This window comes from Variovorax sp. 01T432 (assembly GCF_056398605.1).
Map to the genome: position 1 here is coordinate 35,044 of NZ_JBFTPS010000042.1, position 26,820 is coordinate 61,863.

Sequence of the window (26,820 nt, forward strand, 5' to 3'; positions counted from 1 at the left end):
GCAGCATCGCCGCGGCTCTTCTTATCACGATAGCAATATTCCAATATTCGTCGCCTAAACTGGATCGCATGAATGTTCGGATGAACAGAGCAGGGCAGTCCGTTGGGAAGGCCGATTTCCCCGGCCCCTCGCAACTGGCGGCCCTTCGGGCTTGGTACGCGAGCCTGCCGGCGCGCACGTCAGTGATGCAGTACCTCGGCCAGGCCGAAGCGACTGGGCAGTCTTCACGGGCCATGCTGGGTGCCATTCGACGCCAACTGGCCAATTTCGCGCGAGCGTACCCACAGGCTCAGAGCGACTGCTGCGTCGCTGGGCGTCGGGTTCGATGTCATCCAGCAAGCTGCAGTTCGGCAAGTAGAGGCCATAAGCCCGTACCGCCAGCACTCCGGAGGTCTTCGAGCTCGCTGCGTCAGATATCAGCAAGCAGCCCTGAAGCCAGCAGCCGAACGCGCGAAGCGACGAGTCGGGCGCCTTCCGACAGCGGCCGTTGCCGCGTCAGGCTCAGCGCGATCGTCCGCCGGATGCCCGGGCTTGTCACGCGGCAGGCCGACAGCAAGCCCAGCGCGATCTCCTGCGTCACCGCGGTGATGGGCAACAGCGTGAAGGCGTGCCCGCTCGCTGCGACGTCCTTCATTGCCGTGGCCGTATCGACATCCATGACGATGTCCAGCGCGACGCTGTGGCGCCGCGAGAGCACATCCAGCGTGGTGCGCAGTCCGTTCGGCGCCGCGGGCAACACCAGCGGGAGGCCGCCCAAGGCGCGAAACGCAATGGTCTTGGCTTGCAGTTCCGGGCGGCCCGTCTTGCCGATCAGGAAGGTCTCGACCTTGCCGAGCACGTCCTCGCCGCGCAGCGCCGACGAGCCGTAACGGTTTACGACGATCATGTCGAGCCGACCGGATGCGAGCTGCTCGTCGAGCGTGCCGCTGAACCCCTCCATCACGTGCAGGTGCAGGGCCGGCGCCCGTTCGCGCACGTCGGCCAACAACATCGGCAGCAACTGGCGCGACAAGGACGGCAACACGCCCACGTGCACCGTTCCGGTCAGCACGCCGGCCGCTTCGGTCGCCGCGGAATCCAGATGGCGCACCTGCTCGACGACGCGCTGGACGTCCGGATAGATACGCCGGCCGAAGTCGGACAGCGCCATGCCGCGACCGGTGCGGTCGAACAGTCGCCGTCCCCACTCAGCTTCGAGCATGGCGATCTGCCGGCTTACCAGAGACTGCGCCATGTCCGAGGCGAGTGCCGCGCGCGAGAGCGATTTCATGTCGGCCACCAGCAGGAAGGTGTTCAGTTGCTTGAGCTTCATGACTTCACTTTAATGGAAAGCAGAAATCCATAACTTGCCCTTTCTGGAAATCACAGCGCGGCCTAACCTCGGGCTGCACCCACCCAAAAGGAGACAACCTTGAAGATCAAGCACCCGATCGCGTTCGCGATGGCGGCCGCCTCGCTGCTGGCCGCGCCCCTGCTCCACGCCCAGGAAGCCGCCTATCCTAGGCAGGCCGTCACGCTGGTCGTTCCGTTCCCCGCCGGGGGTCCGACCGATGCCATGGCGCGCCTGCTGGCCCAGAAGCTCGGCGATCGGCTCGGCCAGCAGGTGATCATCGACAACCGCGGCGGCGCCGGCGGCGGCATCGCGGCCGAACTCGTGGCGCGTGCCCCGGCCGACGGCCACACGCTGTTCTTTGGTACCACCGGCACGATGGCGATCAATCCGAGCCTCTACGCCAAGCTGCGCTACGACCCGGTGAAGGACTTTGCGCCAGTGAGCCTGATGGCCACGACGATGAACGTGCTCGTCACGAGCTCCGACACCCCCGCCAAGAACCTGGCCGATCTGATCGTGCTGGCCAAGGCCAGGCCGGGTGAACTGACCTACGGCTCGGCCGGCAACGGGAGCTCGAATCATCTCTCGGGAGAACTGTTCCGCAGCACTGCCAGCATCCAAATCACGCACGTGCCCTACAAGGGCTCCGCACCGGCCATGGTGGACCTGCTGGGCGGTCGGCTGTCGATGATGTTCGACACGATCGCGCAGCAGACCCAAAACATCGCCGCCGGCAAGGTGCGCGCGCTGGCAGTGACCGGGCCGAAGCGCTCGCCGCTGCTGCCGACCGTGCCGACCGTCCAGGAAGCCGGCCTCAAGGGCTTCGACGTGACGATCTGGTACGGCGTGCTGGCGCCCAGGGGGACACCCGCTCCGGTGGTCGAGCGTCTGAACCGAGAAATGGTCGCGGTCATGGCCACCGACGAGATGAAGAAGCGCATGGAGGCCGACGGCGCCGATGCCCGCACGACTACGCCGGCCGAATTCGCCGCGCTCATCAAGAGCGACACCGCTAAGTGGGCGCCTGTGGTGAAAGCCTCCGGCGCCAGCCTCGACTGAGCGGCACCATGAAGGACCTCCTAGATCCCCGGCTACAACGCGCTTTCGCGCCTCGACGCATCGCCGTCGTCGGCGCGACAGAAGACCGCAACAAGGTCGGTGGGCGCCCCCTGCACTACCTTCGACGATTCGGGTTCCAGGGCACGGTCTACCCGATCAATCCCAAGCGCGCGACGGTTCAAGGCCTGGCTGCCTACCCTTCGCTCGGGGCGACGCCGGAGGCGCCCGACGTCGCGATCATCGCGGTCGGCCGGGATGCGGTCGCCAGCGTGATCGACCAGTGCGCAGCGCGCGGCATCGGCGCCGCCATCGTCATGAGTTCGGGCTTCGGCGAAACTGGCACCGAGGGCCTCGCGCGCCAGCAGGAACTGGTGGCGCAGGCACGGCCTCTCGGCATTCGCCTGATCGGGCCGAACGCGCAAGGCGTGGCCAACTTCCAGACCGGCGCGGTGATGAACTTCAGCACCATGTTCATGGAAGTCGAGCCCGAGGACGGCCCGGTGGCCATCGTGAGCCAGAGCGGCGCGGCCAGCGTGATGCCGTACGCGATGCTGCGTGAGCGCGGCGTCGGCGTGCGCTACCTGGTCGCATCGGGCAACGACGCCGACGCCTCGGTGTGCGAGCTGGCGCTGACGGCGGCGGCGGATCCCGGGATCCGCGTCGTCCTGATGTACATCGAGTCCCTGAGCGATCCCGTCATGCTCGCGGAGGTCGCACGGCTCGCTTCGGCGCGCGGTGCCGCGGTGATCGCGCTCAAGTCGGGCCGCAGCGCGCGCGGCGCCAAGGCGGCCGCCTCGCACACCGGCGCCATCGTGAACGACGACGTCGTGGTCGACGCCTTTTTCGAGCGCCATGGGATCTGGCGTGCCAACGACGTGCACGGGCTGGTCAACGCCGTCGAGCTCTATCTCGCCACGCCGCCCAGAGCCGCAGAACGCCTGGTCGTCATGAGCCACAGCGGCGCCGTCGGCGTCCTCTGCGCCGATGCAGCCGCAACGCTCGGACTGCCGCTGGCCGAACTCGGCAAACCCGTCATCGATGCCCTCGCCGACATCATGCCGAGCTTTGCGACGGCCCAGAATCCCGTTGACCTCACGGCCTCGCTTATGACGCAGGGCGGCATGTACGCCGACACGCTGGGCGCCCTGGCAGCCGACCCGCAGGCCGACATGTTCCTGATCGGCGTGCCTGTCGCCGGAGAAGGCTACGACGTGCCAGGTATGGCGCGCGACACCGCGCGCTTCGCCGCAGCGCGCAACAAGCCGACCGTGGTGTCCGCGCCCCAGGCCTCGGTGCGGCAGGCCTTCCGCGATGCCGGTGTTCCGGCGTTCTCCCACGAGACGGACGCCATCAACGCGCTGCACCAGTGGAGCCGGCACGGACTGCTGATGCAGCAGTCGGCCGCGCGCCACGCGCTGCGGGCGCCTTCACGGGTTGCGCATCTCCTGCCGGACGGCGATGCCCCGCTGCTGAGCGAGGCGGACAGCCTCGCCTTGCTGGGTGCCTTCGGCATCCCCACGGTCCCCTACCGCCTGTGCCGAAGTGCGGACGAGGCGATGGGCGCGTGGCAGGCCCTGGGGCCGCAGGTCGTGGTCAAGGCGTGTTCTGCGCGGATTCCCCACAAGTCGGAGCATGGCCTAGTCTTCGTTGACGTGCAGTCCGCGGACCAGGTTCGAGACGCCTGGACCGCGTGCGCCGAACGCGTCGCCGCGATGGGTCTGCCCTTGGACGGCGTCATCGTCGCGCAAAGGGTACGCGGGCGCCGCGAATTCGCACTCGGCGTGCGCCAGGACCCGCTGTTCGGAGCCGTGGTGATGGTCAGCGATGGCGGCAAGTACGTCGAAGCCCTGCGCGACTTGGTGGTGCTGCTCCACCCCTTCTCCGAAGCGGACGTGATTGCCAAGCTCGCCCAGTTGCGCATCGCGCCGATCCTCGCCGGCGTCCGAGGCGAAGCGCCCATCGACCTCGGCGTGGTTGCGCGCACTGCGGTGGCGCTCGGCGCGCTCGCGGCGGCGCATCCCTTCGACATCGCGTCGATCGACCTCAACCCACTGATCGTCGGTGACGCGGGCCAAGGCGGGTGGGCAGTCGACGCCGTCGTCGAACGCCAAGGAGCGTCGCATGCAGCGCGCTGACACCGTGCAGGTCGCTGTTGAAGACGGCATGGCCGTGGTTCGGCTCAACCGGCCTGCCGTGATGAACGCAGTGAATGCAGACCTGCGCGCCGCCCTCGGCGAGCAACTGCCGGCCCTCGACGCCGATCCAGCGGTCCAGGCGATCGTGCTGACCGGCAGCGGCGAGCGCGCTTTCTGCGGCGGACAGGACCTGGACGAGTCGGCAACGATCGACACCGACACCGTGGCTGACTGGCTCAACCGCCAGCACGCGTTGTACCAGGCCGTGCGCGACGTGTCCAAGCCGATCGTCGCCGCACTCAACGGCACCGCGGTCGGCGCGGGCTTCCAGATGGCTCTGATGTGCGACCTGCGCGTGGCACATCCGACGATGCGGATGGGGCAGCCCGAAGTCAAGGCCGGGCTTGCCAGCATCGTGGGCTCCTACCTGATGTCGCTGCAGATCGGCCATTCGCTCAACCAGCAACTTTCGCTCACCGGCGAACTGATCACCGGCGAACGCGCGCATGCGCTGGGGCTGGTCAACGACCTGGTCGCTCCCGAACAGGTACTGCCGCGGGCGCTCGAGCGTGCGCGCGCCCTGGCCGTCCTTCCCGGTGCGGCGCTGCGCACCACCAAGCAACGCTTTCGCGAACTCACCCAAGCGGGCTTCGACGACGCCTGCAGCGCAGGAATCCGCTACCAGCTCGAGTGCTATTCCACTGGAGAACCCCAGCGGGTCATGCGCGAGTTTCTGGCCAGACGCGACGCCCCGAAGACTTCGAACCCCTCCAAGGATTGACCCCAGATGACCCGTTTTAACCAGATCTTCATCGGTGGCGCCATGTCTCCCGCGCACGGCGCGGAGGACCTGCCGGTCACGGACAGCTTCACCGAGGAAGCATTCGCTTTCTATCGCACCGCCTCGGCGGCCGACGTCGATGCCGCGGTGACAGCCGCTCGTTGCGCCTTTGCAGGCTGGGCCGCCACGCCTCCCGCCGAGCGTATCGCCGCCGTACGCCGGATCGCCGCAGCGCTGCGTGAACAGGCCGACGCGCTGGCCACCGCCATCTCGCGGGAAGTCGGCATGCCGCGCAAGCTGGCCGCGCGCATCCAGGTCGGCGCGCCCCTCGCCGCATGGGACATGTACGCGGAGCTCGCCGCCGATTTCGAATGGGATTCGCGCGTCGGCCATTCGCTCGTGCAGCAAGTGCCGACCGGCGTCGTGGCCTGCATCACCCCCTGGAACTATCCCCTGCACCAGATCACCGGAAAGATTGCTCCCGCGCTGCTGGCCGGTTGCACGGTCGTGCTCAAGCCTTCAGAACTGGCTCCGACCAGCGCCTTCCTTCTCGCCGAGGCAGTACTCCGGGCCGGATTACCGGCAGGCGTGTTCAACCTCGTCCACGGCAGCGGACCGGACGTCGGCGAGGCACTGGTGCGGCATCCCGATGTGGACATGGTGTCGTTCACCGGCTCCACCCGCGCGGGACGCCACATCGCGGCCATCGCCGGCGAAGGCATCAAGCGACTGGCGCTCGAACTCGGTGGAAAGTCGGCGGCACTGGTGCTCCCCGGTGCGGATCTGGCGGCCGCAGTCAAGACCACGCTGGCGGGCTGCATGCTCAATTCGGGCCAGACCTGTTCGGCAACGACAAGGCTGCTGGTGCCACGGTCCTTGCTGGCCGCTGCCGAAGCGGCGGCCGTCGACCTCCTGCCCACCTACCGCATGGGCGACCCGGCCGATGCCGCGACACGGCTCGGGCCGCTGATCTCCAAGGCGCAGCAGCAGAAGGTCGAAGGGCTGATCGCGCAGGCTTTGGACGCTGGCGCACGCAAGCTCGGGAGCCCCGTCGAATTGCCTTCGCACGGCCATTTCGTGGCGCCCACCGTGCTGGCCGACGTGACGCCCGAAATGCCGGTGGCACGTGACGAGGTCTTCGGTCCGGTGCTGGTCCTGATCGGCTACGACGAGGTGGAGGAGGGCATCGCCCTGGCCAACGGCACCGACTACGGCCTCGCAGCCGCCGTATGGGGGCCGGTCGACGCAGCAACGCTCGCCGTCGCACGCCGGCTGCGCGCCGGTCAGGTCGACATCAACGGCGCGCCCTTCAACCCCGCGGCGCCTTTCGGGGGCTTCAAGAAATCAGGCATCGGGCGCGAGAACGGACGCTATGGCATCGAAGAGTTCGTCGAACCCGTGTCCATCCAGTTGCCCGCCGCATTCATCGAGAACGCCCTCCACTGAACCTCTCAGCATGACCTTCGAACAAATTCTCTACACGGTCGACGGACACGTCGCGACGATCACGCTGAACCGGCCGGAGCGCATGAATGCGCTGACGCGGATCCTCGAGGCCGAACTGCGCACGGCCATCGAACAGGCCGGTCGCGACGAGGCGGTGCGGGCCATCGTCCTGACTGGCGCAGGCCGGGCCTTCTGTGCAGGCATGGACATGGAAGAGCTCGAAGTGCTGCCGCCGGAGGACATCCGCGCCGAGCAGTGGATGCGACCGTTCGACATGAACCGAAGGGCCGATTACCAGACGCGCTATTCGTACTTCCCCGCCGCCCCCAAGCCCGTGATCTGCGCCGTCAACGGCGCCGCTGCCGGGCTCGGCCTGGTGATGGCGCTCTACAGCGATTTCCGAATCGCTTCCGACAAGGCAGTATTCGCCACGGCATTCGCCAAGCGTGGCCTGATCGCCGAACATGGCATCTCATGGATGCTGCCGCGCATCGTCGGCCACGCGCATGCCACGGACCTGTTGCTGACTGCGCGCAAGGTCGACGCGCAGGAAGCGCTCGGCATGGGACTCGTGAACCGGGTCGTCCCGGCAGATCGATTGCTCGCCGAGGCGCAAGCGCTCGCCGGGACGCTCTCTGCCGACGTGTCGCCGCGCTCGGTGCGCGTCATGAAGCGGCAGCTCTGGGAGGGGCCCTACCAGTCGCTAGGCGAGGCCGTGACGCTGGCCAATGCCGAGATGGTCGAGAGCATCCGGAGCGAGGATTTCACCGAGGGGGTCGCGCATTTCGTGGAACGGCGGCCCGCACGTTTCACGGGACGCTGATTCCGTCGAGCTGCACCGCGGTGTGCTGAATCCATCGAGGGGCGATCACGTCCGAAAGACTTTCGCGGTCAGCGGATGAAGTGCGTAAGGCTGCCAGAGCGCCACGCCAAAAGTCGGGTTCGGCCTGGTCAATATTTAACATAATCCTTTCCAAATGGCGCTCCAACTGTGAGGCTGGCGTTCGAGGCCGGGGGTGGATGATCGGCGGGGTCGCAGTACCAGTGGGTTGACAAGCCAATGCGATGTAGATACATTTGTATCTACACACAACGCGTCCGGAGTCCGCCATGCAGCAGTCCACCGCCAAACTCTTCGCCACCGRCGGCAGCCAGGCTGTACGCCTGCCGGCCGAGTTCCGCTTCGAGGGCGCCGCCGAGGTCTACATTCGCCGGGATGAAATCACCGGCGACGTCATCCTGTCGGCACGCTCGCCGGTGGACTGGAGATCGTTCATGCAGCTGCGCGAGCAGCTGGGTCCGGTGCCCTATGACTTCCTGACCGAGCGCGAGCAGGGCGAGCAACGGCGTGATCCCTTCGAGGGCTGGAAGGAATGACCCTCTACATGCTGGACACCAACGCGGCGAGCGAGGCGATGCGCGGCCATCCCGCGTTCGATGCGAAATTGCAGGCGTTGCCGCCGGGCCAGTGGTGTATCTCGGCCGTGACTTGCTCGGAGATTCGCTATGGCGTGGCCAAGCGGCCCGAGGCCGTGCGGCTGCATAGGATCGTGGACGAGTTCCTGCGCATCGTGCCCATCCTATCCTGGGACGCCAAGGCGGCGACCCGCCATGGCGATCTGCGCGCCGATCTGAAGGCGCGCGGCATGCCCATCGGCGACTTCGACGAGATGATCGCCGCGCACGCCCTGGCCCTTGGCGCCGTGGTGGTCACGGACAACACCCAACACTTTGCGCGCGTGCCGGGTCTTGTGATCGAGAACTGGTTACGGCCGGCGGGTCACTGAGGCAGCGACGACAGGAGATCGAATGGAGCGACAAGCATTGCATCAGGACGCCGTCGCCGCGTGGGAGGACTTCGAGAAGGCCGGCCCGCACGTGACCGGCAATGATTGGCCTGGCTGGAAACCTGGGAACCGAGAAGGAGTTGCCAGCCCCTGCATGGCAGCACCCCTGTACGACATCCATCGCGCGGCCGACGCGCCGGCGTTGATGCGGATCGTGACGCGCAAGGTGCTCGAACGCGAGGCCGAGATCGCCTCCTCCAACACTGCGACCTGGATCTCGCCCTTGTCCAGATGCTTCTGGAAGAAGAGCTCGCCCGTGATGCCCTGCGGCGCGCGCACGAGGGACACAGGACGGCCTTTCAGATACCCGGAACCTTGCCGGCAGGGTGTTGCTGAACCGCGGTGCCGGCAGCCGGCCGAAGGTGCAGCGGCACCTCGCGCACCACCGCTCTGGCGGGCTTGTCGTCGCGCAGGCCATGAAAGACGGGGTGCCGGACGTGGCCGCTTTTCGTCCACTCGGCGAAGCTCACCTCGACCACGAGCTCAGGCCGGACCCACTGGGCCCCGCGCGCGGCGGCATCGGTCGCGCCCTTGAACGGGCTTTTCGCTGCGGCCAGCGGCCCCAGCCTCTGCTGGAGAAGCGCCACCAGCTTGCCGCTGATTCCTGAGCCGGCGCTGCCGGCATAGACCAGGTCGCCGGCATCGTCGTGCACGCCCAGGAGAAGGGCGCCGACGCCCGCCTTGGTGCCACGCTGGTACGTCCATCCACCGACGACGAACTCCTGGCGCTGTCGACACTTGAGCTTGATCCAGTCGGGGGACCGACTCGAGGTGTACGGGCTGTCCTTTCGCTTGCCGATGATGCCTTCCAGGCCCAGCTTGCAGGCCGACTGGACGACGTCCAGCGGCGCGCCGGCGAAGGCCTCGCTGAATCGCAGGAAGTCGGGCGCGTCCGTCATGAGCTGCTTCAGGCGTGCGCGCCGCTCGATCAGCGCGACTTGGCGCAGATCCAGCCCATCGTGATGCATCAGGTCGAAGAGGAAGTACGTGATCTCCTTCGTCCGGGCGCTATCGAACGCACTCTGCAACGCGCCGAAGTCGGGCAGCCCTGCTCGTTGAGGATCACGATCTCGCCATCGAGCCAGCACGGCGCCATCTTGATGGCCGCCAAGTCGCGCGCCAGGTGCGGGAGCCTTTTCGTCCAGTCATCACCGTTGCGCGTGAAAAGGCGCACGCCCTCCGCGTCCACCAGCGCCAGCATCCGGTACCCGTCGAACTCGATCTCCAGGATCCAGTCATCGCCCGTGCTGGGAGGGCCGTCGACGAGGGTGGCGAGCACGGGCGCAATTGTGCCGGGGAGGGCGCTCTTCTTCACGCCGACAAGGTCACGAGTGGATTCGGTGGGGGCGGCCGCGCCGGCGGGCGGCGGCAGGCCCGCCACGCTGTCCGGCATCTAGTCGACCACGCTGAACTCGCTGGCCGGCCGCACGAATTGATCGCGCTCCTTGATAAGCAGCCACGCGTCCTGCTTTTCGTCCTTGCTTTTGATCCGCACAAGCACCCATTTGCCCCGCAGCTTGTGGCCATAGAGCTCGATCGCCGTCCTTGAGCGCCTTGCGCGGATCGCCGACTGGCACCCAGATGCCCTTGTCCCAGATCACAACCTTGCCGGCCCCGTACTGCTTCGGTGGAATCGTGCCCTCAAAGGCGTTGTAGTTGATGGGGTGGCCCTCGTCGTGCACCGCCATGCGCTTGTCGGCGGTGTCGTAGCTCGGGCCCTTTGGCGCGGCCCAGCTGAGCATCACGCCGTCGAGCTCGAGCCGGAAGTCGTAGTGCAGCGCTCGCCCAGTGCTTCTGGACGACGAACAGGCCTGCCGGCGCGGATTCGCCGCCCTCGGCCGGCTCGGGCGTGACGGCGAAGTTGCGCTTCGCCTTGTGCTTTGCCAGCGGGGGTGCCGTTGCCATTCCGCAAATGTAGGGGACGCAGCCGATGAACGGGTGGCGGCGATCGGAAGGAACGCCGGAAATTCAATCAGCAATGGAACCGGAAATGACAGGATCTGTCCGTCGACCTAACCCATTGATTTATAAGCGTTATTTACGTATTCTTGAGGAAACGAAACCGGAATTCATGTCGGAAAAACCCGAGGTATTCGCGGTCTATGACCAACCCCATCAGTTTGAGCCCCCTTCTTCCGGCTCAGGACCTCGATGGGCTGGTTGAAGCCATGCGCCGGGTCTTCAAAAAAAGTCCGCGCAGTTGGGAGCTTCGGCAAGCGAAGCAAGGGAGGCACTGCGTGCGATTGTGCGCTCGATGAACTCGTACTACTCGAACAGCATCGAGGGCCAGGGCATGCACCCGGCGAACATCGGGCGCGCGCTCAAACACGACTTTTCCGAGAAGCCGGACGTGGCCATGCAACAGCGGCTCGCCGTCGCTCACATCGAAGCGGAACAGGAACTTGAACGCCTGGTGACGACAGGGGCGGCCGCCCAGACATGGGCATGCGCCGGGCCAAGGAAATGGCGGCCAAATAATTCGGGACGGACATGGCGACCCCGGAACGCAGTAGCCTCGGAAGCATACGAAGAGGCCCGGAGTAGGCCATTACCGGTCTTTGGGCCGCGCCAATCGGGCGGCAGTTCAAGACTTGGGAGCTGTCATTCAACGGCGCCGGGCAGACTACCGACTTCCGACTCTTGGCGGTTCGATGCCGACAAGATACTGACCGTCGATGCTCGGCATGCGAGCGCTTCGCCGCGCTGGGCACGGAAGCGGCAGATCGTATCCATGCAGGTTCGAGCAGACAGCAGAGCTTGCAGCCGGTATCGAGACGGCCGACACTGGGTCAAGTAGCACACGAAACGCAACTTGGGCTCCTGGTTCCCAAGGAAAATCAAGGGGTGCTTACGAACCGTCGTGAGGTTCTCGAATGTCAGACATCAGCTCGTGGCTCCAAGGTCTTGGCCTTGAGAGGTATTGCGAAGTCTTCGCCAGCAACGACATCGACGTGACGATCGTGCCGGAACTGACTGAGCAAGACCTGGAAGAGCTTGGATTGTCGCTGGGCCATCGCCGCAAGTTTCTCGCCGCAGCGTCCCAGCTACGGCAAAGCGCCGCCATCCCTGTCGGCCGCGTTGCGCCTGCTCCGGCCGCCAAGGAGGTCGAACGCCGCCAGGTCACCGTGGTGTTCACGGACCTAGTGGGCTCGACCGCGATCGCCAGCCAACTCGATCCCGAGGACCTCGACCAGTTGTTGCGCAGGTATCGCGATGCCTGCGCGCGCGTGATTGAGAGCTTCGACGGCCATATCGCCCAATACCTGGGAGACGGCGTACTGGCCTACTTCGGCTATCCGCAGGCCCAGGAAGAGGCGACCGAACGCGCGATCAGATCGGCACTCGAGATGGTGATGGCGGTCGCTCGTCTGCAGCGCCCCGATGGCCAGGCGCTGCAGGCCCGCGTCGGCGTCGCGACGGGCCTGGTCGTCGGGCACGCTGCCGGTGACGGACGCGAACACACGGTGGTCGGTGACACGCCGAATTTGGCAGCCCGTCTGCAGGCGCTTGCTGCACCCGGTAGCGTGCTGGTGAGCCCGATGACACGGCAACTCAGTGGCGACTTCTTCGAGTATGTGTCCGCTGGCGAACACGCGCTGAAGGGCTTTGACAAGCCTGTCCTGGTCTGGAGAGTGGTGCGCGAACGCAGCGTCGAGAGTCGGTTCGCCGCGTCGCGCGGCAGGCTTGCCGGGCCGATCGTTGCGCGCGAGCGCGAACAGGTCTTTCTTCTCGATTCATGGCAACGCGCTGTCCAGGGAAATGGGCATCTTGTATTGCTCGGCGGCGATGCCGGAATGGGGAAGTCGCGGCTCGTCGAGGCGCTCGCCGAGCGAGTGCGCGATACGCCGCATCGGCTGTTGCGCTGCCAATGCTCTCCCTATCACCGAAACAGCGCGTTGTACCCGCTGACCCAGTTGCTGCGGCATGAAGCCGTCATTCAGCCCGAACGAGCGATCGAAGAGAATCTGAGCAAGCTCGAGGCCCTGCTGCCGCGCATCGGCAGGACATCGCGCCGGGACCTCCTGTTGATCGCAGAGTTGCTCGAACTTCCAACACCCGACCGCTTGTCGCCGATGGAGATGACCACCGCGCAGCGCAACCAGGAAATACTCGCCATCCTCGAAGACTTCGTGTTGGCCACACCTGATGAAGAGCCGGTACTCCTGCTGTTGGAGGACGCGCACTGGAGCGATCCCACGACGCAAACCCTGGTGGAACGGCTGTTGTCGCGCATCGGATCGTGCAGGGTGCTCGCCCTTGTCAGCCACCGGCCAGAATTCCGCAAGCCCTGGGGCGAGCACATGAACGCAACGGCCATTTTATGCAAGCCGCTGAGCCACGACCAAAGTGCCGCGGTGGCCCGGCGCGCTGCTGGCACCTGGCCGATCGAACAGGCGTTGGTCCGGCAGATCGTGGAGCGCAGCGACGGAGTGCCGCTGTATGTCGAAGAACTCACCAAGGCGGTGATTGACATGCAGGCTGCGCACGCCGTTGTCGTGCCTTCGACGCTGCAGGATTCCCTGATGTCCCGGCTGGATCGTCTGGGCGAAGCCGAGGACATCGCGCTGGTAGCCTCCGTGATCGGGCGCCATTTCTCCTATCCGCTCCTCGCCGCCATTGCCGGCGTGCAGGAGGCCACGCTGCGCGAGGGCTTGGACCGGTTGCTCGGCGCGGGCCTCGTATTCGCCAACGAGGACCTGCAGCAGGGTGGCTACAGCTTCAACCATTCGCTGGTGCAGGAGGCGGCGTACCAAAGCCTGTCGCGCAGCCGTCGCCAGGCCTTGCACCGGAGAATTGCCGAACTGCTGGCATCGCAGCAGGACACCTCGGCCGTCGGCGCTCCTGAGATTGTTGCCCACCATTTCGACCGCGCGGCGCAGCCGGAGCGATCGTGCGCGTATTGGATGCTCGCCGCGGAAAGGGCGGGGTGGCGCTCGGCCCATGCCGAGGCCATAGCCAACCTGAACGCCGCGCTCGCGCAAGCAGAGCAAATCACCGACGCAGCGATGCGCGCGCGCTGCACGATCGAAGCGCAGCTCAAGCTGGGTGCAACCTTCAACATCCAGGCCGGCCCGCTGAGCCGTGACATGGCAGTTGTGCTGACGCAGGCCTATGCGCTGGCCAAAGAGGCCACCTCCGAACGGCAACTATTCCAGGCGACATGGGGGCTGTACATCACCAAGGCCAACTCGCGCCAGTTCGACGGTGCCCGCATGTTGGGCGAGGAACTTTTGGAGATCAGCCGCAAGCTGGGCGACGACGATCTGCAGATGGAAGGCCTGCATCACCGCTGGGGCTTCTGGTACTTCACGGGCCAGACCGGGAAGATGCTGGAGGTGACGCGCGAGGGCATTCGCCGCTACGATGCGCAGCGCCATCACAGCCTTTCCCAAGTGTATGCCGGCCATGATCCGGGTGTCTGCGCACATTGCTGCACCGCCATCGGGTTGGGCCTCGCGGGTCTGGCGCAGGATGCCGCCGTCAGCCTCGACGCTGCGCTCGCGCTCGCTGAATCGGTGCAGCACCCATTCAGCCTGGCATTCGCCCTCGGCAACGGCAGCGTCGCCATGCAGTTGGCCGGCGACATCGAAGCCTGTCAGAACATGGCTGGGCGCGAGATGCAGGTGGCAAAGAAATACGACTTGCCGCTGCAACACGGGCTCGGGCAATTCATGTTCGGCCTGGCGCGCGCACGGCAAGGGGACATCGCCGCCGGACTGGTCATGATGGAAGCGAACTACGACACGGCGATCAGGCACAGCTTCCTCGGCGTGTATCCGCATCTGTGCATGGTCGAAGCGCTGAGGCGCGCCGGTCGCGGCAAGGAGGCGTTCGCACTCGTGACGCGCACTTTCAACACGCTGATTTCGCCGGAAGTAGGCATCCATGTTTCGGAGCTATGGCGGTTGCGTGCAGAGCTCGCTCTGGCGGACTCGGCGGCGAACGCGACACTCGCCGAAGGCTGGCTGCGTACCGCCGTGCGCATCGCCTCGGAGCAGGGTGCGACGGTCTACCAGGCAAGAGCTGAGTCGGCGCTAGCTCAGTTGGTCGATTGAAGGCAACTCGGTCCGCGCGTTTGCAGGCGAGCGGGTTGCGAGGTCTGGAGCGATCACCTGTTCGCACGAAGCAGTCGCTCCGCACTGCATATCTGCCGTTGAGCGATCGAGGGCGACGGAGCGTGTTCCGGCTCCTGAAGGGCTACGCGCGGGCTTCCGATTTCGGTCCTCAACCGGATCTGCCGGCTGAGATCGAGCGCGCGCTGTTGCTCCGCGGTGGGGAAGCGTGCTAAAAAGTCGCCTTCTCCCGATCAGTTCCGCCATGCCGTTGCCATCCCAGAGCGCACAGGTCGGTCCGCCCACGGTGCGCATCGTTAGCCTGAGTGCGGTCACGCTGGCCACGCATGACATGGCGCGGGCGCTACGCTTCTATCTGGCCCTGGGCTTTTCGATGCGCTACGGCGGCGAGCGGGCATCCTTCAGTAGCCTGGATGCCGGCAACGTCCGCTTGAACCTCACCACCGAGGGCAGCGATCGCCATTGGTCATGGTGGGGCCGGCTGATCTTCTATGTCTCGGACGTTGACGCCATGCACCGGCAGGTGCTCGCCCGCGGGCTGCGGCCGGACAGCGCCCCCCGCAACGCCTCCTGGGAAGAACGCTATTTCCACATCACCGACCCGGACGGCCACGAACTGAGCTTCGCCGTTCCGCTGCACGACAGCACGCGGCGGGGCGGCGTCTCCTGACGCGTCCCGTCGCGCCAGCAATCCCTCCTGATCCCTCTCTACCCCCATCGATGAAGGAGAGCGCCATGACAGACCAGATCGTCTCCGCCCTGCAGCAAGGCTTGCGGGGTCGCGTCATCGGGCGAGGCGACGCCGACTACGACGCTGTGCGTGCCCTCTACAACGGCATGATCGACAAGAAGCCGGGCGCGATCGCCCGCTGCGTCGACGTAGCGGACGTCATCGCCGCAGTCAACCAGGGGCGCGACCGGGGCCTGCTGATCGCGATCCGCGGCGGCGGACACAACGGCCCGGGGCTCGGCAGCTGCGACGATGGCCTGATGATCGACCTGTCGTTGATGAAAAGCGTGCGCGTGGATCCGCAGACGAAGACAGTGCGGGTTGACGCGGGTTGCACGTCGGGCGACGTGGACCACGCCACCCACGCGTTCGGGCTCGCGGTGCCGTTCGGCATCGTCTCGAGCACGGGCGTGGCCGGGCTGACGCTCGGCGGCGGCATCGGCTACCTCACGCGCAAGTATGGCCTGACGATCGACAACCTGCTCGAAGTCGACGTGGTGCTTGCCGACGGCAGCTTCGTGACGGCCAGCAAGCGCGAGCACCCAGACCTGTTCTGGGCAGTGCGCGGAGGCGGCGGCAACTTCGGCGTCGTGACGAGCTTCCTGTTCGAGGCGCATCCGGTCCGCATGGTCTATGCAGGGCCGATCTTCTGGGAGGCCACCCACGCGAAGGCCGTGATGAGCGCCTATCGCGACTTCTTGCCCACGATGCCGGAAGAACTCGGCGCGTTCGTCGGGCTGAAGACGGTGCCCCCGGTGGATCCGTTCCCGAAGGACTACTGGGGGCGGCGCGCTTGCGCCGTGATCGGGAGCTACAACGGCAGCGCGGCCGACGGCGAGAAGATCATGGCCCGGCTCCTCGACGGCCTACCGCCACCGATCTTCAATTGGATGGGCGAGATGCCGTTCACGACGATTCAGTCGCTGTTCGATCCGTTCTTCCCTAAGGGCCTTCAGTGGTATTGGAAGGGCGACTTCGTCAAGGCGCTGCCCGACACTGCGATCGAGGCGCACATAGTGCAGGCCGCCAAGGCGCCGAGCGATTTGTGCCTCATGCACCTCTACCCGATCGACGGCGCCGCGCAGCGCGTCGCGAGGGACGCGACGGCGTGGAGCACGCGCGATGCGACCTGGTCGATGGTCATCGCGGGGATCGATCCGGACCCGAAGAAGGCGGACGCGCTGAAGGCCTGGGGGCGCGCCTACTGGAAGGCCGTCCATCCGTTCAACCTCGAGGGTGTGTACGTCAACTTCATGATGGACGACGAAGCGGAGGGCCGCTTGCAGGCGGCCTATGGCGACAACTACGCCCGTCTCGCGGCCATCAAGGCGCAGTACGACCCGAACAACCTCTTCCGCGTGAACCAGAACATTCGACCGGTCGCTGCCTGAAGACGCCCCGCCGGCGGTGGGACCGCAGCTCGAGCAGGCCATCAAAGATCTGCGGCCAGTACGCACTATCTTCCATGCACTGCCGGCGAGCATTCCGAAGCTCCGTAGCAGCCGTTGCCCGATGTCCGATGTCCGATGTCCGATGTCCGATGTCCGATGTCCGATGTCCGGAATTGGCTGGGACTGTGAATTCCCCAAGGTTGCCGAAATCTGCCCTTGGCCGGCGAGGCAGACCCGAGCGACCCTGCCGCGATCGCAGCAAAGGTTCATGGGCGCGAGGTCGGATGTGAAGACCGGGCAACCGCAGGCTTGCGCTTCGATGACGGGCCAGCCGAAGCCTTCGTGAAGGGAGGGGAAAAGCAACGCGTTGGCGCAGAAATAGAGTGCGCGCAATTCCTAGTGGGAAACGTTCTGAACGATCGTCACCCGATCCGCAATGCCGGGACGTCGCCGAACTGCTCGCCTTGTATGCCGCGCTGCTCGCGCACGGCACCGACATCGATGCCAAGAGCGTGGCGGCGATGATCCCCGGCGTCGACACGGCGCGGGTGTCCGTCGCCATGCGTGCGTTGGAAACCCACGGCCGGCTGCGACGTGCCAACGAGCGCGTGGTTGAGTTCCAGGGCCGGGTTCCGATGGCGGCACACTGGGGCGATGGCGACAAGGCTTCGGCCGACATGATGTCGCTGGAGGCATCTCGCCACCTCTGGAGCGCACGCACCGATCCGCGCCGCCGCACCTATGCTGCTGGCATCTACACCCATGTCCTGGACCGCTGGGGCATCGTGTATGACCAGCCGATCGTGCTCAACGAGCGCCAGGCCGGCCTGGCGATCGAGGGGGGTCGAGCAACAGAACCGCGGCGACGATCGCATCCGGCTTTCGCTGCTCGCCGTGGACACGCACGGGTACACGAACCCGGCCATGTCGGTGGCCAAGCTGCTCGGCTTCGACCTGTGCCCGCGCCTGCGGGATCTGGCCGAACGCAAGCTGTATCTGCCGCCGGGTTTCCTCGTGCCGGAAGGCATCGAGCGCGCAACCATCAAGCGGCTGTCGCGCAAGGCGATCCGCTCAGGATGGGACGAACTGTTGCGCGTGGTGGCATCGATCCGGATCGGCAAGATCGGCGCCGAGCTCGCGCTGCGCCTGCTTGGCAGTGCCGCGCAAGGGGACCCGGCATACCGGGCGGCCGAGCATCTGGGCCGACTGCTGCGCAGCATTTTTCTGTGCGACTACATCGCCATCCCCGACTTCCGGCGCGAGATCCATACGCTGCTGAGCCGCGGCGAATCAGTGCACCAGTTGCAGCGCGCTGTGTACACCGGCAAGGTCGCCCCGGAGCGGGGGCGCCGGCGTGACGAGATGAAGGCGATTTCCGGCTCCCACGCCTTGCTGACGAATATCGTGCTGGCCTGGAACACCAGTCACATGAACGAGCTTGTGGAGCGCTTTCGCAAGGACAGCATGAACGTCGAGGACGCGTTCCTGCGCCGCATGGGGCCGGTGCATTTCGGGCACATCAATTTCCGTGGCGCCTTCCGGTTCGGGATCGAGAAGTACGCGCAGGCGCTGCTGCGGAAATCAGCCACGACGGAGAAAATGCGCTCCGAAGCTTGATTTCCATCGGCAGCTCGACATTCTATGAGGAGACTTCATACCAAACCGCAAAGCACGATGCCATGGAATATGACAAGGACAGGATCGAAGAGGTGCTTCTGGCGCTACTCGGCGTCTTCGAATTCGAGAACGGGCGCGTATGGAAGCGCTACGACTTTGCCACGATGGATGCCCTGCACGCCAAAGGCCTCATCTCTGAACCGCACGGGCGGCAGGAGTCGATCCACTTGACCGACAAGGGCATGCGCCTGGCCAAGGAAATGGCGGCCAAATACTTCGGGCCCCGCCGCAGCGGCGAGCAATGCTGATCTACAGGGGCCAGCAATGCCTCCGGTCGGCCAACCTCGGAAGTCCGAGCCGCTGCCGTCGAAGACCGCTCAGGGCCTGCAAGCAGTCGCAGACTGCGAAAACCGGTGCGCTCTGTACAACATTGGTCTACTTGCGAGCCAGCAGCGGCTCCACGACCCGCTGAAGTTGCTCCTGGGTCCAGACGGGGTCTTCGTCGTCCCAGCCGTTGTTGGCAAGCCGACCCTCGCGGTCGATCACAAAGCTCACAGGCAGGCGCCAGATGCGGCCGTAGCCGCCGACCCAGGGGCTTCCCACGAGGCCCACCGGAAAGCTTAACGCCGCGGCCACGGCACGCACCTTTGGCAATTGGTCCGGCCCGTCGAGGCTGAAGCCCAGCACCTGGAGGCCTTGCGCCGCATGGCGTTCGGCAAAGGCCGAGAGCAAAGGCAACTCCTCGCGGCAAGGCGCACACCAGGTCGCCCAGAAGGTGGCGATGACCACTTGGCCCTTCAGATCGCGCGTGGCGATGCTGCGGCCGTCGAGCGTGTTCAACACCAGCGGCGGGGCCGGTTGGCCCAGCTTGAGGTCGTTCGCCCGCGCCGGCAAGGCGGCCAGCCCGGCGGCACTTGCAAGGGCCAGTCCTGTGCCTGCCTTCAGCAGGGCGCGGCGGCTCTTGCGGACTGGCACCGGACGAGACTGCTTCGTTGAGTTGCGGCTGAAATCGTGCGCCATGGCGCTTGCTCCCGTTTCCTTGTGGTTCGATTGGACTGGGCGCCGCTGCGAAAGCTCCCCGGCTTCGACACGGCTCCCCATGCTCAGAATGCGTGCGTGATGCCGACGGATGCGGCGTAGCGCGGAGACAGCTGGTAGCCCTGCAAGTTTCTGTAGACAGGCAACTGCACGAAGGCATAGACGTTGGTGCCGTGGCCGACATTGACCGTGACGCCCGGGCTCAGGTAGACCGCCGTGCCCGCCGAGTTGGCGGTGTCGGCGAGGGCGCCCTGGTCATGCCCCTTGCGCGTGATGTTCACCTGCAGTTGCGGCACGACGTCGGAGTTGGCCTCGTAACGCGCGCCGAAGCTCACGGTGGCCAGGTTGCCGGGGCGGAAGTCGGCGCCCGTCTGGTTCAGCTTCTGACTCACCGCGGCCTGGAATTGGCCGTTGATGAAGACGTCGAAATTCTCGCTCACGGCCTGGTAATAGTAGGCGCCCACGATGAGGTCCGTGCTGCCGGTGCCGGGTTGCAGGCTGGTATCCACAAGATTTCCCGGCGACGGATTGAGCGAATTGGGCCCCGAGGTGAACGGCCTCGGGTTGTGCCCCACGATGCCGCTGCCATCCGCATTGGGTCCGCCGTAGTCGCCCGTCGGCAGCTTGACGCCCAGCTGGACGCCGAGGTTGTGCGTCGGCAACAGGCCCTGAAAGCTGGTGATGAATTTCATGTCTCCCAGCCCGGCGTACGCGGCGCTGCTGAGCAGATCCGGTGTCAGCGGGTTCGGCGAGCTGCCGTAGGTTGAATGGCTGCGGTCGACGTACGGCACCGACAGTTTGAAATTCCAGTCCGCATTGGGCGCGTAGCTCAGGCCGAGTGTGGTGTAGCGGTTCGCCGTGCCGTTCTCCACTTCCTGGTTGCCGCCGGCGTTGTTGATCGCGGCCACCTGGGAGCGGGAAACGCCCTTGGTTCCTGTACGTAGTTGATTCTGGTTGAGGTAGTCGTACTCAAGGCTCACGAGCCAGCCGGTCGTGGACGAATAGCCCATGGCGGCATCGGACGACAATGCGCAACCACAGGTTGCGCATGCGAACACGGCGCTCGATGGCAAGGTGGCCATCGCCGCAAGGAGGATTCTGGTTTGTTTCTTCATGGGGCTCTCACTGGGCGCGCGGTGAACACGGCGCCCAAAAACTGCGGGACGGGCCGTCGGTCGCGGACGCGAAGGCACTGGGGGAGGTGCAACAGCCAAGATCGACCTGCGGACGGGTCCCTGCAAGGTCGGCTGTCGCGGGCAGTCTTCAGCAGAGCGCGGGCGGCGCGCGTGATTGGGGCGATTGCCAGAAGAGGCGAGATTGCGCCGCGAGCGCCTTGTACCCGGGCGCCGGGGGCTCGCCATCTGGCTCGAGAACGATGGCCTCGATCTGGGGCGTGGGCGCCCAGTGAGCGAGGTGCAGCAGGCAAAACGGGCAGTCCCCGACCTGCCCGTTCGCGTCATCTTGTGTCGGGGAACTCGGCGCACCGTTGGTCGAAGCCTGGTTGCTGCCATGGATGCTGCAGACTTGCTGCCAGAAATCGGGCGCATCGCTCCATGATGCGAGCGCCTGGGAGACCAGGGGCGCCAGAAAATGCAAGGTCACAGCGGCAAGGGCGAGCCAGCCGGCGAATCGACGCTGCGAACGATGGAGCATGGGCGGAGTTTATCGGCTGGTTGACAAGGCCACCGAGCTTGAATGGTCAGACGTCAGGCAGTTTCGAGCACAATCATGCCCCGTGCGCATTCACCGCTTCCATCGCCAGATCAACTTCGTCCTGATGCTGGCATTGCTGCTGGCCTCGACGCTGGGGCTGATGCATGGCACGTTGCATGCGCCGGGGTTGCAGCATCTCGAGGCGACGCTCGCACAGCCCATCGACGGGGCTGCCCAGGCGGGTGGCCCGGTGCTTGCCACCGACGAGGTCGGGCCGACCTCGCCGCATGGCTGGCTGCTCAAGCTCTTCGACCACCATGATGGCCAGCAGTGCCGGCTCTACGACCAACTGAGCAATGGCTGCGCCCCGCCCGGCGTGCCGCTGGTGGCCGTGCCGGTCGTATGGCCCGCGGCGAGCCCTCGCTATTTCCTGGACCAGGCTCCCGCCTGGCCGCCCGCGCTGTTCGAAGCGCGCGGGCCCCCGTCGAACCATTGAATCGTCATCTCGTTGCCGGCCGAACCGCGTCCCAGCGCGGCGGTCTGCATCCCTTTGATTCAATGAGTTCTTCACACCATGCCAACCATTTTCAGGCGCAACGCCATCGGCGTTGCGGTTATCGCATTCCTGTCGGCCGCGGCTTCCGCGCAGTCGGCGCCACCCGCCACTTCCCCGCCCACGCCAACGACAGCTGAAGGGACGCTGTCGACCGTGGAGGTCAGAGAGCAACGCGCGACCAGCGCGCGCATGGCGCTGTCGCCGCAGGTCGGAACGACCGTCTATCACATCGACGGCACCTTCATCGACTCGCTCGCCAAGGGCGACGCCACCTCCGTCGACGAAGTGCTGCTGACCCTGCCAGGCATCTCCAAGGACTCGAAGGCTTCCGGCGCCCTGCACATTCGCGACGACCATGCGAACGTGCAGTACCGGATCAACGGCGTCCAGTTGCCGGAGGCCATCGCGGGCTTCGGACAGGCGCTGGACACGCGCTATATCCAGTCACTCGATTTCCTGACCGGCGCGCTGCCGGCGCAGTTTGGCCTGCGCACCGCGGGCGTGATCGACATCCAGACCAAGTCAGGCTTCGGCCAGCCCGGGGGGTCTCTGGGGATCGGCATCGGAAGCCACAACGCGCTGCAGGTGAACGGCGCGGTGTACGGCACCAAGGGCAACCTGAGCTACTACCTGTCGGGCAGCGTGCTCAGGAGCGACCAGGGCATCGAGAACCCGCAGCCGACCATGAGCGCGCTGCATGACAGGACGACCCAGGGCAGCAGCTTCGGAAACCTGTCCTACTACCTCGACGACGACACGCGCATCGGCCTGATGTTCGGAACCTACGACGGCAGGTTCCAGATTCCGAACAACCCTGGACAAGCGCCGGCGTTTTCGCTGGCGGGCTTCAGCGACCTGGGCGCCGGATTCAACGCGCGGCCGTCGGCCTCGCTGGACGAGAATCAGACCGAGCGAAACAGGTTCGTGGCGCTGTCCTACCAGAAGACCCTGGGCGCGCTGGATTTCCAGGTCTCGGTGCTGCGTCAGAACTCGAGCGTGCACTTCATGCCGGACAACGCCGGGGATCTGATCTACAACGGCGTGGCGTCGGACTCGCGGCGCACGAATTCGGCGACCGGGCTGCAGCTCGACGCCTCCTACAAGGCCAGCGACGCGCACACCCTGCGCTTCGGCGCGGCCTACACGCGGCAGTACACACAGAGCATCAACAGCGTCGGCGTCTTCGGTGTCGACGATGCGGGCGCGCAGATCGGCAACGAGCCCATGTTCATCGCCGACAACTCCGACAAGCTCGGACATCTGGGTAGCCTCTACGCGCAGGACGAATGGCGCCTCTCTCCGAAGCTCACGCTCAACTATGGTCTGCGCTACGACAGCGTCAGCGCATTCACCAGGGAGCACCAATGGAGTCCGCGCCTCAATCTGGCCTACGCGGCAACGGAGGCGACGGCGTTCCATGCCGGGGTCGCGCGCTATTTCACGCCGCCGCCGCAGGAGCTGGCGTCGCAGCAGAGCGTCAATCTGTACACCGGCACGACCAACCAGCCCGAGGTGCCGGTTTCCGACCCGGTCAAGGCCGAGCGGACCACCTACTACGACATCGGCGCGTCGCACAAGGTGAACTCCGCCCTGACCCTGTCGGCCGACGTCTACTACAAGTCCGTCAAGAACCTGCTCGACGAGGGCCAGTTCGGGCAGGCCCTGATTCTTTCGCCCTTCAACTACGAGAAGGGCTACGCGCGCGGCATCGAGCTTTCGGCGCGATACAACCAGGACAACTGGTCAGGCTACGCGAACTTCGCCTACCAGAAGGCGCAGGGCAAGAACATCGTCTCGGGCCAGTCGCTCTTCGGCGCGGACGAGCTGGCCTACATCGCGAACCACTATGTGTATCTCGACCATGACCAGACCTACACGCTCTCTGCCGGCGCCAGCTACGGCTTTGGCGCGAGCAAGGTGGGCGGCGACTTGATCTTCGGCAGCGGCGTTCGCAGTACGCCGGACGGGGGGCCGCCCAATGGCGCCGCGTTGCCGCACTACACGGTGGTCAATCTCTCGCTCACCCACACCTGGAAGCAGTCCCCGACCAGCGATATCGAGGGCCGGATCGCGATGCTGAATGTGTTCGACAAGGTCTATCTCCTGCGCGACGGCACGGGCATCGGCGTGGGCGCGCCGCAATACGGAGCGCGGCGCACTCTCTTTGTCGGGATGACGACGCATTTCTGATCAGACCCATACCTGGGAGACCTATGAAACACACTCGATCATGGAGGGCCGCCATGCCGGCGGTTCGTCGACTGATGCTCTCTTCCCTTCTGGCGACGCTGTTGCCGCTGGAAGCGGGCGCTGCATTGGGCGGCTCCGCGTCGTCCGCGGAAGCCGACCAGGCGCGCATGCATGCCAGGCGCGAGGTGAAGGCCGGGACGGCCTACAGCGTTCACGAGATCACGACGCCCTCGGAAACCGTGGTCCGGGAGTTCGTGTCTTCCGCCACCGGGCAGGTGTTCGCGGTGGCATGGCGAGGTCCCTTCATGCCCGACCTGAAGCAAGTGCTGGGTGAGCATTACGACGCCTTCATCGAGTCCGCCAGCAAGGAGCATCACGGCCGTCGCAACGTATCGGTGCGCAAGCCGGAGGTCGTCATCCATTCGGGCGGGCACATGCGCGCCTTTGCCGGCATGGCCTATCTGCCAGGCCAAATTCCAGAAGGAGTCAGCATCGATGACCTTCGCTGAACGAATCGGCATGCGCGGCATGCGGCTCGCGCTTGCCATGGGCCTTTGCGCATGGGCGGCGGCAGGATGCGGTGGAGGCGGGGGAGGGGGCGGCGGCACCGGCACTTCTGCGAACCTCCCAGCGGCGACGGGCTCGACCACGACCGCCAGCGCGCCCGACGCCGGGACAGCAAGTTCCCCGGCCGCCAACGTGATGACGATCAGCCTCGATGGCGGCCCGGTCGGCGCGAGCGGCATAGTCAATATGCCCTATGTCAGCGTCAAGGTGTGCGCGCCTGGCAGCACCTCGGCCTGTCAAACCATTGACCACGTCATCCTCGACACCGGATCGAGCGGTCTGCGCCTGATCGCCTCGGTCTTGAACAATCGGTCCGCGCTGACGCAACAGACCGACGGCTCCAACAATCCCTACGCAGAGTGCGAGCAGTTTGTCGGCAGCTATTCCTGGGGCTCGGTCAAGCTGGCCGATGTCAGCCTGGCGGGCGAGACGGCATCGTCGGTGCCGGTGCAGGTCATCGGCGACCCCGACTTCGCCGGCATACCTTCCTCCTGCTCAAACACGGGTGCGCCAAACAACACCGTCTCCAGTCTGGGCGGCAACGGGGTGCTCGGCGTAGCCACCTTCCGCCACGACTGCGGCGGCGCCTGTGCCAGCGCGGCCATTCCCGGAACCTACTATGTGTGTCCTGGCGGAGCCGCGTGCACCTCGTCGGCGATCGCGCTCGATCGGCAGGTCGCCAATCCGGTGGCGCGATTTGCGTCGGACAACAACGGCGTGTTGATCCAGCTTCCGGCGATCGCGGCGGCCGGCGTCAAGGACGTGACCGGGTCGCTGGTGTTCGGTATCGGCACGCGCGGCAACAACGCGCTCGGCAGTGCCCAGGCCTACGGCCTTGACGCATCCGGGAATTTCTCGACGACGTTCAACGGGCATCTTTATGCGAACAGCTTCATCGACAGCGGCTCGAATTTCTTCTTCTTCGATACGACGGCGCTGCCGAACTGCAGCGGCACAAACGACAGCGCGTTCTACTGCCCCGCTTCGACGCACGCGTTGAGTGCCGTCAATCAGGGGGCCAACGGCGCGAACGGCTCTGTGAGCTTCAGCATTGCCAACGCCGAGACCCAGTTCACGGGCAATCCGTCCGCAACGGCATTCAGCAACGTCGCCGCCAGCATTACGGGGATCGACGGATTCGACTGGGGCCTGCCGTTCTTCTTCGGGCGCAACGTCTTCACGGCGCTGGAAGGCGCCTCAACGCCGGCGGGGACGGGGCCGTATGTCGCGTACTGACCCTGATCGCTTCTCGTCGGCCCCTTCGACGGCCCTTGGCCTCTCGCGCAATGTCGTCATCGCGGGCAGCGTGGTCCTGTTCCATCTGGCAGCCCTGTGGGCGCTGCAAAGCGGGTTGGTGCGCCGCACGGCCGAGGTCGTCATCCCGGTCGAGATCCTGAGCGAATTCATCGAGCCGCCCAAGCCAGTGGAACCGCCGCCCCCGCCTCCGCCGCCGCCGGAACCCAAGCGCCAGATCACGAAGACGCCACCGCCGCCGCGGCCCCAGGCCATCCGGGAGCCCAGGCCCACCTTCGCGCCGAACGCGCCCACTGGGAGCATCGAGCCGCCTCCACCGCCGGCACCGATCGCACCACCGGTACCGCCCGCGCCGCCGGCGCCTCCACCCGCAGCACCGGCACCGCCCACAGTCCAGTTGCCCTCCAGTAACGCCGACTACTTGCAGAACCCCAAGCCGGTCTATCCGGCGATGAGCAAGCGCCTCGGCGAGCAGGGCAAGACCGTCGTGCGCGTCCTGATCGACGTCGACGGGCTTCCCAAGCAGGCCAGCATTCGTACGTCGAGCGGCTATGAGCGGTTGGACGAGGCAGCGCGCGCGGCCGTGATGAGTTGGCGCTTCGTGCCAGGCAAACGCAACGGCGTCCCTGAACCGATGGAGTTCAGCGTGCCGATCAACTGGGTTCTCAACTGATTTTTTCTGGAGAAGTTTCGTATGGATTCCCAATTTGGCCTGATGAATATCTGGCATCAAGGCGACCTTGTCACCAAGGCTGTAGCGCTGCTATTGATTGGCATGTCGCTCGCATCATGGATCGTGATCGTTGTCAAGGCGCTGGACGTCATCAAGTACAAGCGCCTCGCGAAGCATTCGCAGGACTTCTGGCACAGCGAAGATTTCGCTACCGCCTTGTACAAGCTTGGCAAGGACCCAAGCAATCCGTTTCGCGTTCTCGCACTCGATGGTCGGGAAGCCGCGGCGCACCATCGCAACACCAAGGCCCATCTGCATGACGCGCTCGACGTGAGCGACTGGATCACCCGTGCGTTGCGCAATGGCATCGACGAATTCACGGCCCGTCTTCAGACCGGCTTGGCGATTCTGGCTTCGGTGGGCTCCACAGCACCGTTCATCGGCCTGTTCGGCACGGTCTGGGGCATCTACCACGC

At 65.7% G+C, this 26,820-nt stretch carries 25 protein-coding genes and 2 pseudogenes; 18 read left to right on the forward strand and 9 right to left on the reverse strand.

The window, feature by feature from the left end; translation table 11 throughout:
• Window positions 1-409: 409 nt before the first annotated feature.
• Window positions 410-1,312, reverse strand: a complete 903-nt coding sequence (locus AC1DNF_RS25835; protein ID WP_478151502.1) for a LysR family transcriptional regulator — start codon at window positions 1,310-1,312, stop codon at window positions 410-412.
• A gap of 129 nt (window positions 1,313-1,441) precedes the next feature.
• Here AC1DNF_RS25835 and AC1DNF_RS25840 point away from each other — a divergent pair, with 129 nt between their 5' ends.
• From AC1DNF_RS25840 to AC1DNF_RS25870, 7 genes are all read left to right on the forward strand, one after another.
• On the forward strand, window positions 1,442-2,392 hold the full coding sequence (locus tag AC1DNF_RS25840) for a tripartite tricarboxylate transporter substrate binding protein (protein WP_478151526.1): 951 nt from the start codon (window positions 1,442-1,444) through the stop codon (window positions 2,390-2,392).
• 8 nt (window positions 2,393-2,400) lie between these two features.
• A complete protein-coding gene (locus tag AC1DNF_RS25845) occupies window positions 2,401-4,527 on the forward strand; it encodes an acetate--CoA ligase family protein (protein WP_478151503.1) in 2,127 nt (708 codons plus the stop codon).
• Window positions 4,514-5,308, forward strand: coding sequence for an enoyl-CoA hydratase/isomerase family protein (locus AC1DNF_RS25850; RefSeq protein WP_478151504.1), 795 nt, complete (start codon window positions 4,514-4,516; stop codon window positions 5,306-5,308). Before AC1DNF_RS25845 ends, AC1DNF_RS25850 begins: the two co-directional genes overlap by 14 nt.
• 6 nt (window positions 5,309-5,314) lie before the next feature.
• The gene (locus AC1DNF_RS25855) at window positions 5,315-6,754 is read left to right on the forward strand and encodes an aldehyde dehydrogenase family protein (RefSeq protein WP_478151505.1); all 1,440 of its coding nucleotides are present in this window, start codon (window positions 5,315-5,317) and stop codon (window positions 6,752-6,754) included.
• 10 nt (window positions 6,755-6,764) lie between these two features.
• Window positions 6,765-7,577, forward strand: coding sequence for an enoyl-CoA hydratase (locus AC1DNF_RS25860; RefSeq protein WP_478151506.1), 813 nt, complete (start codon window positions 6,765-6,767; stop codon window positions 7,575-7,577).
• A 287-nt stretch (window positions 7,578-7,864) separates the two neighbouring features.
• A complete protein-coding gene (locus AC1DNF_RS25865; RefSeq protein WP_478151507.1) occupies window positions 7,865-8,131 on the forward strand; it encodes an antitoxin in 267 nt (88 codons plus the stop codon).
• Window positions 8,128-8,541 carry a PIN domain-containing protein gene (locus AC1DNF_RS25870; RefSeq protein ID WP_478151508.1) on the forward strand — a complete coding sequence of 138 codons (414 nt, stop codon included), beginning with the start codon at window positions 8,128-8,130 and terminating at the stop codon, window positions 8,539-8,541. The genes AC1DNF_RS25865 and AC1DNF_RS25870 overlap by 4 nt, the downstream gene beginning before the upstream one ends.
• Window positions 8,542-8,583: 42 nt before the next feature.
• On the opposite strand, the gene AC1DNF_RS25875 is transcribed toward AC1DNF_RS25870, so the two are convergent.
• From AC1DNF_RS25875 to AC1DNF_RS25890, 4 genes are read right to left on the reverse strand one after another with little or no spacing between them, the layout of a single operon-like run.
• A complete protein-coding gene (locus AC1DNF_RS25875; RefSeq protein WP_478151509.1) occupies window positions 8,584-8,889 on the reverse strand; it encodes a hypothetical protein in 306 nt (101 codons plus the stop codon).
• An 11-nt stretch (window positions 8,890-8,900) separates the two neighbouring features.
• On the reverse strand, window positions 8,901-9,629 hold the full coding sequence (gene ligD / locus AC1DNF_RS25880) for a non-homologous end-joining DNA ligase (RefSeq protein ID WP_478151510.1): 729 nt from the start codon (window positions 9,627-9,629) through the stop codon (window positions 8,901-8,903).
• A complete protein-coding gene (locus tag AC1DNF_RS25885; RefSeq protein ID WP_478151511.1) occupies window positions 9,569-9,994 on the reverse strand; it encodes an ATP-dependent DNA ligase in 426 nt (141 codons plus the stop codon). Before AC1DNF_RS25885 ends, ligD begins: the two co-directional genes overlap by 61 nt.
• Window positions 9,927-10,343: a DNA polymerase ligase N-terminal domain-containing protein gene (locus AC1DNF_RS25890; protein ID WP_478151527.1), complete on the reverse strand. Its 417-nt coding sequence runs from the start codon at window positions 10,341-10,343 to the stop codon at window positions 9,927-9,929. The genes AC1DNF_RS25885 and AC1DNF_RS25890 overlap by 68 nt, the downstream gene beginning before the upstream one ends.
• A gap of 1,131 nt (window positions 10,344-11,474) precedes the next feature.
• Between AC1DNF_RS25890 and AC1DNF_RS25895 the strand changes: the two genes are divergently transcribed.
• The 3 genes from AC1DNF_RS25895 to AC1DNF_RS25905 all read left to right on the forward strand — a co-directional run bounded on the left by AC1DNF_RS25895 (window position 11,475) and on the right by AC1DNF_RS25905 (window position 16,796).
• The gene (locus AC1DNF_RS25895; protein WP_478151512.1) at window positions 11,475-14,657 is read left to right on the forward strand and encodes an ATP-binding protein; all 3,183 of its coding nucleotides are present in this window, start codon (window positions 11,475-11,477) and stop codon (window positions 14,655-14,657) included.
• A 262-nt stretch (window positions 14,658-14,919) separates the two neighbouring features.
• Window positions 14,920-15,345 (forward strand): VOC family protein, encoded by a 426-nt coding sequence (locus tag AC1DNF_RS25900; RefSeq protein ID WP_478151513.1) that lies wholly within the window; start codon window positions 14,920-14,922, stop codon window positions 15,343-15,345.
• 65 nt (window positions 15,346-15,410) lie between these two features.
• Complete coding sequence (locus AC1DNF_RS25905) at window positions 15,411-16,796, forward strand: FAD-binding oxidoreductase (RefSeq protein ID WP_478151514.1); 1,386 nt, start codon at window positions 15,411-15,413, stop codon at window positions 16,794-16,796.
• A 279-nt stretch (window positions 16,797-17,075) separates the two neighbouring features.
• On the opposite strand, the pseudogene AC1DNF_RS25910 reads toward AC1DNF_RS25905, so the two are convergent.
• A pseudogene (locus AC1DNF_RS25910) lies at window positions 17,076-17,189 on the reverse strand (glycosyltransferase); the annotation flags it as partial.
• Between the two features lie 53 nt (window positions 17,190-17,242).
• On the opposite strand from AC1DNF_RS25910, the pseudogene AC1DNF_RS25915 reads away from it, so the two are divergent.
• Window positions 17,243-18,413: pseudogene (locus tag AC1DNF_RS25915) on the forward strand (transposase); the annotation flags it as partial.
• On the forward strand, window positions 18,410-18,721 hold the full coding sequence (locus AC1DNF_RS25920) for a DUF6429 family protein (RefSeq protein ID WP_478151515.1): 312 nt from the start codon (window positions 18,410-18,412) through the stop codon (window positions 18,719-18,721). The pseudogene AC1DNF_RS25915 and the gene AC1DNF_RS25920, both read left to right, overlap by 4 nt.
• A 127-nt stretch (window positions 18,722-18,848) precedes the next feature.
• On the opposite strand, the gene AC1DNF_RS25925 is transcribed toward AC1DNF_RS25920, so the two are convergent.
• The 3 genes from AC1DNF_RS25925 to AC1DNF_RS25935 all read right to left on the reverse strand — a co-directional run bounded on the left by AC1DNF_RS25925 (window position 18,849) and on the right by AC1DNF_RS25935 (window position 21,104).
• On the reverse strand, window positions 18,849-19,433 hold the full coding sequence (locus tag AC1DNF_RS25925) for a TlpA disulfide reductase family protein (protein ID WP_478151516.1): 585 nt from the start codon (window positions 19,431-19,433) through the stop codon (window positions 18,849-18,851).
• 83 nt (window positions 19,434-19,516) lie between these two features.
• Window positions 19,517-20,566: a transporter gene (locus tag AC1DNF_RS25930; protein WP_478151517.1), complete on the reverse strand. Its 1,050-nt coding sequence runs from the start codon at window positions 20,564-20,566 to the stop codon at window positions 19,517-19,519.
• Window positions 20,567-20,714: 148 nt separating this feature from the next.
• Window positions 20,715-21,104 (reverse strand): DUF2946 domain-containing protein, encoded by a 390-nt coding sequence (locus AC1DNF_RS25935; RefSeq protein ID WP_478151518.1) that lies wholly within the window; start codon window positions 21,102-21,104, stop codon window positions 20,715-20,717.
• 82 nt (window positions 21,105-21,186) lie between these two features.
• On the opposite strand from AC1DNF_RS25935, the gene AC1DNF_RS25940 reads away from it, so the two are divergent.
• The 6 genes from AC1DNF_RS25940 to AC1DNF_RS25965 form a co-directional block, all read left to right on the forward strand.
• Window positions 21,187-21,600: a hypothetical protein gene (locus AC1DNF_RS25940; protein WP_478151519.1), complete on the forward strand. Its 414-nt coding sequence runs from the start codon at window positions 21,187-21,189 to the stop codon at window positions 21,598-21,600.
• A gap of 78 nt (window positions 21,601-21,678) precedes the next feature.
• Entirely contained in the window at window positions 21,679-23,850 is a 2,172-nt protein-coding gene (locus tag AC1DNF_RS25945; protein WP_478151520.1) for a TonB-dependent receptor, read from the forward strand.
• A 53-nt stretch (window positions 23,851-23,903) separates the two neighbouring features.
• On the forward strand, window positions 23,904-24,359 hold the full coding sequence (locus AC1DNF_RS25950; protein WP_478151521.1) for a DUF2844 domain-containing protein: 456 nt from the start codon (window positions 23,904-23,906) through the stop codon (window positions 24,357-24,359).
• On the forward strand, window positions 24,346-25,653 hold the full coding sequence (locus AC1DNF_RS25955; protein WP_478151522.1) for a DUF3443 domain-containing protein: 1,308 nt from the start codon (window positions 24,346-24,348) through the stop codon (window positions 25,651-25,653). Before AC1DNF_RS25950 ends, AC1DNF_RS25955 begins: the two co-directional genes overlap by 14 nt.
• Complete coding sequence (locus tag AC1DNF_RS25960) at window positions 25,640-26,344, forward strand: energy transducer TonB (protein ID WP_478151523.1); 705 nt, start codon at window positions 25,640-25,642, stop codon at window positions 26,342-26,344. Before AC1DNF_RS25955 ends, AC1DNF_RS25960 begins: the two co-directional genes overlap by 14 nt.
• A gap of 21 nt (window positions 26,345-26,365) precedes the next feature.
• Window positions 26,366-26,820 (forward strand): MotA/TolQ/ExbB proton channel family protein (locus AC1DNF_RS25965; RefSeq protein WP_478151524.1); only part of this gene is annotated, 455 nt, incomplete at its 3' end.

Coding starts and splice junctions, on each gene's coding strand:
- AC1DNF_RS25835 (WP_478151502.1), bottom strand. CDS start 1,312: ATGAAGCTCAAGCAACTGAACACCTTCCTGCTGGTGGCCGACATGAAA.
- AC1DNF_RS25860 (WP_478151506.1), top strand. CDS start 6,765: ATGACCTTCGAACAAATTCTCTACACGGTCGACGGACACGTCGCGACG.
- AC1DNF_RS25930 (WP_478151517.1), bottom strand. CDS start 20,566: ATGAAGAAACAAACCAGAATCCTCCTTGCGGCGATGGCCACCTTGCCA.
- AC1DNF_RS25935 (WP_478151518.1), bottom strand. CDS start 21,104: ATGCTCCATCGTTCGCAGCGTCGATTCGCCGGCTGGCTCGCCCTTGCC.
- AC1DNF_RS25945 (WP_478151520.1), top strand. CDS start 21,679: ATGCCAACCATTTTCAGGCGCAACGCCATCGGCGTTGCGGTTATCGCA.
- AC1DNF_RS25950 (WP_478151521.1), top strand. CDS start 23,904: ATGCCGGCGGTTCGTCGACTGATGCTCTCTTCCCTTCTGGCGACGCTG.
- AC1DNF_RS25855 (WP_478151505.1), top strand. CDS start 5,315: ATGACCCGTTTTAACCAGATCTTCATCGGTGGCGCCATGTCTCCCGCG.
- AC1DNF_RS25890 (WP_478151527.1), bottom strand. CDS start 10,343: ATGCTCAGCTGGGCCGCGCCAAAGGGCCCGAGCTACGACACCGCCGAC.
- AC1DNF_RS25885 (WP_478151511.1), bottom strand. CDS start 9,994: ATGCCGGACAGCGTGGCGGGCCTGCCGCCGCCCGCCGGCGCGGCCGCC.
- AC1DNF_RS25900 (WP_478151513.1), top strand. CDS start 14,920: ATGCCGTTGCCATCCCAGAGCGCACAGGTCGGTCCGCCCACGGTGCGC.
- AC1DNF_RS25925 (WP_478151516.1), bottom strand. CDS start 19,433: ATGGCGCACGATTTCAGCCGCAACTCAACGAAGCAGTCTCGTCCGGTG.
- AC1DNF_RS25895 (WP_478151512.1), top strand. CDS start 11,475: ATGTCAGACATCAGCTCGTGGCTCCAAGGTCTTGGCCTTGAGAGGTAT.
- AC1DNF_RS25845 (WP_478151503.1), top strand. CDS start 2,401: ATGAAGGACCTCCTAGATCCCCGGCTACAACGCGCTTTCGCGCCTCGA.
- AC1DNF_RS25955 (WP_478151522.1), top strand. CDS start 24,346: ATGACCTTCGCTGAACGAATCGGCATGCGCGGCATGCGGCTCGCGCTT.
- AC1DNF_RS25960 (WP_478151523.1), top strand. CDS start 25,640: ATGTCGCGTACTGACCCTGATCGCTTCTCGTCGGCCCCTTCGACGGCC.
- AC1DNF_RS25905 (WP_478151514.1), top strand. CDS start 15,411: ATGACAGACCAGATCGTCTCCGCCCTGCAGCAAGGCTTGCGGGGTCGC.
- AC1DNF_RS25850 (WP_478151504.1), top strand. CDS start 4,514: ATGCAGCGCGCTGACACCGTGCAGGTCGCTGTTGAAGACGGCATGGCC.
- AC1DNF_RS25840 (WP_478151526.1), top strand. CDS start 1,442: ATGGCGGCCGCCTCGCTGCTGGCCGCGCCCCTGCTCCACGCCCAGGAA.
- AC1DNF_RS25870 (WP_478151508.1), top strand. CDS start 8,128: ATGACCCTCTACATGCTGGACACCAACGCGGCGAGCGAGGCGATGCGC.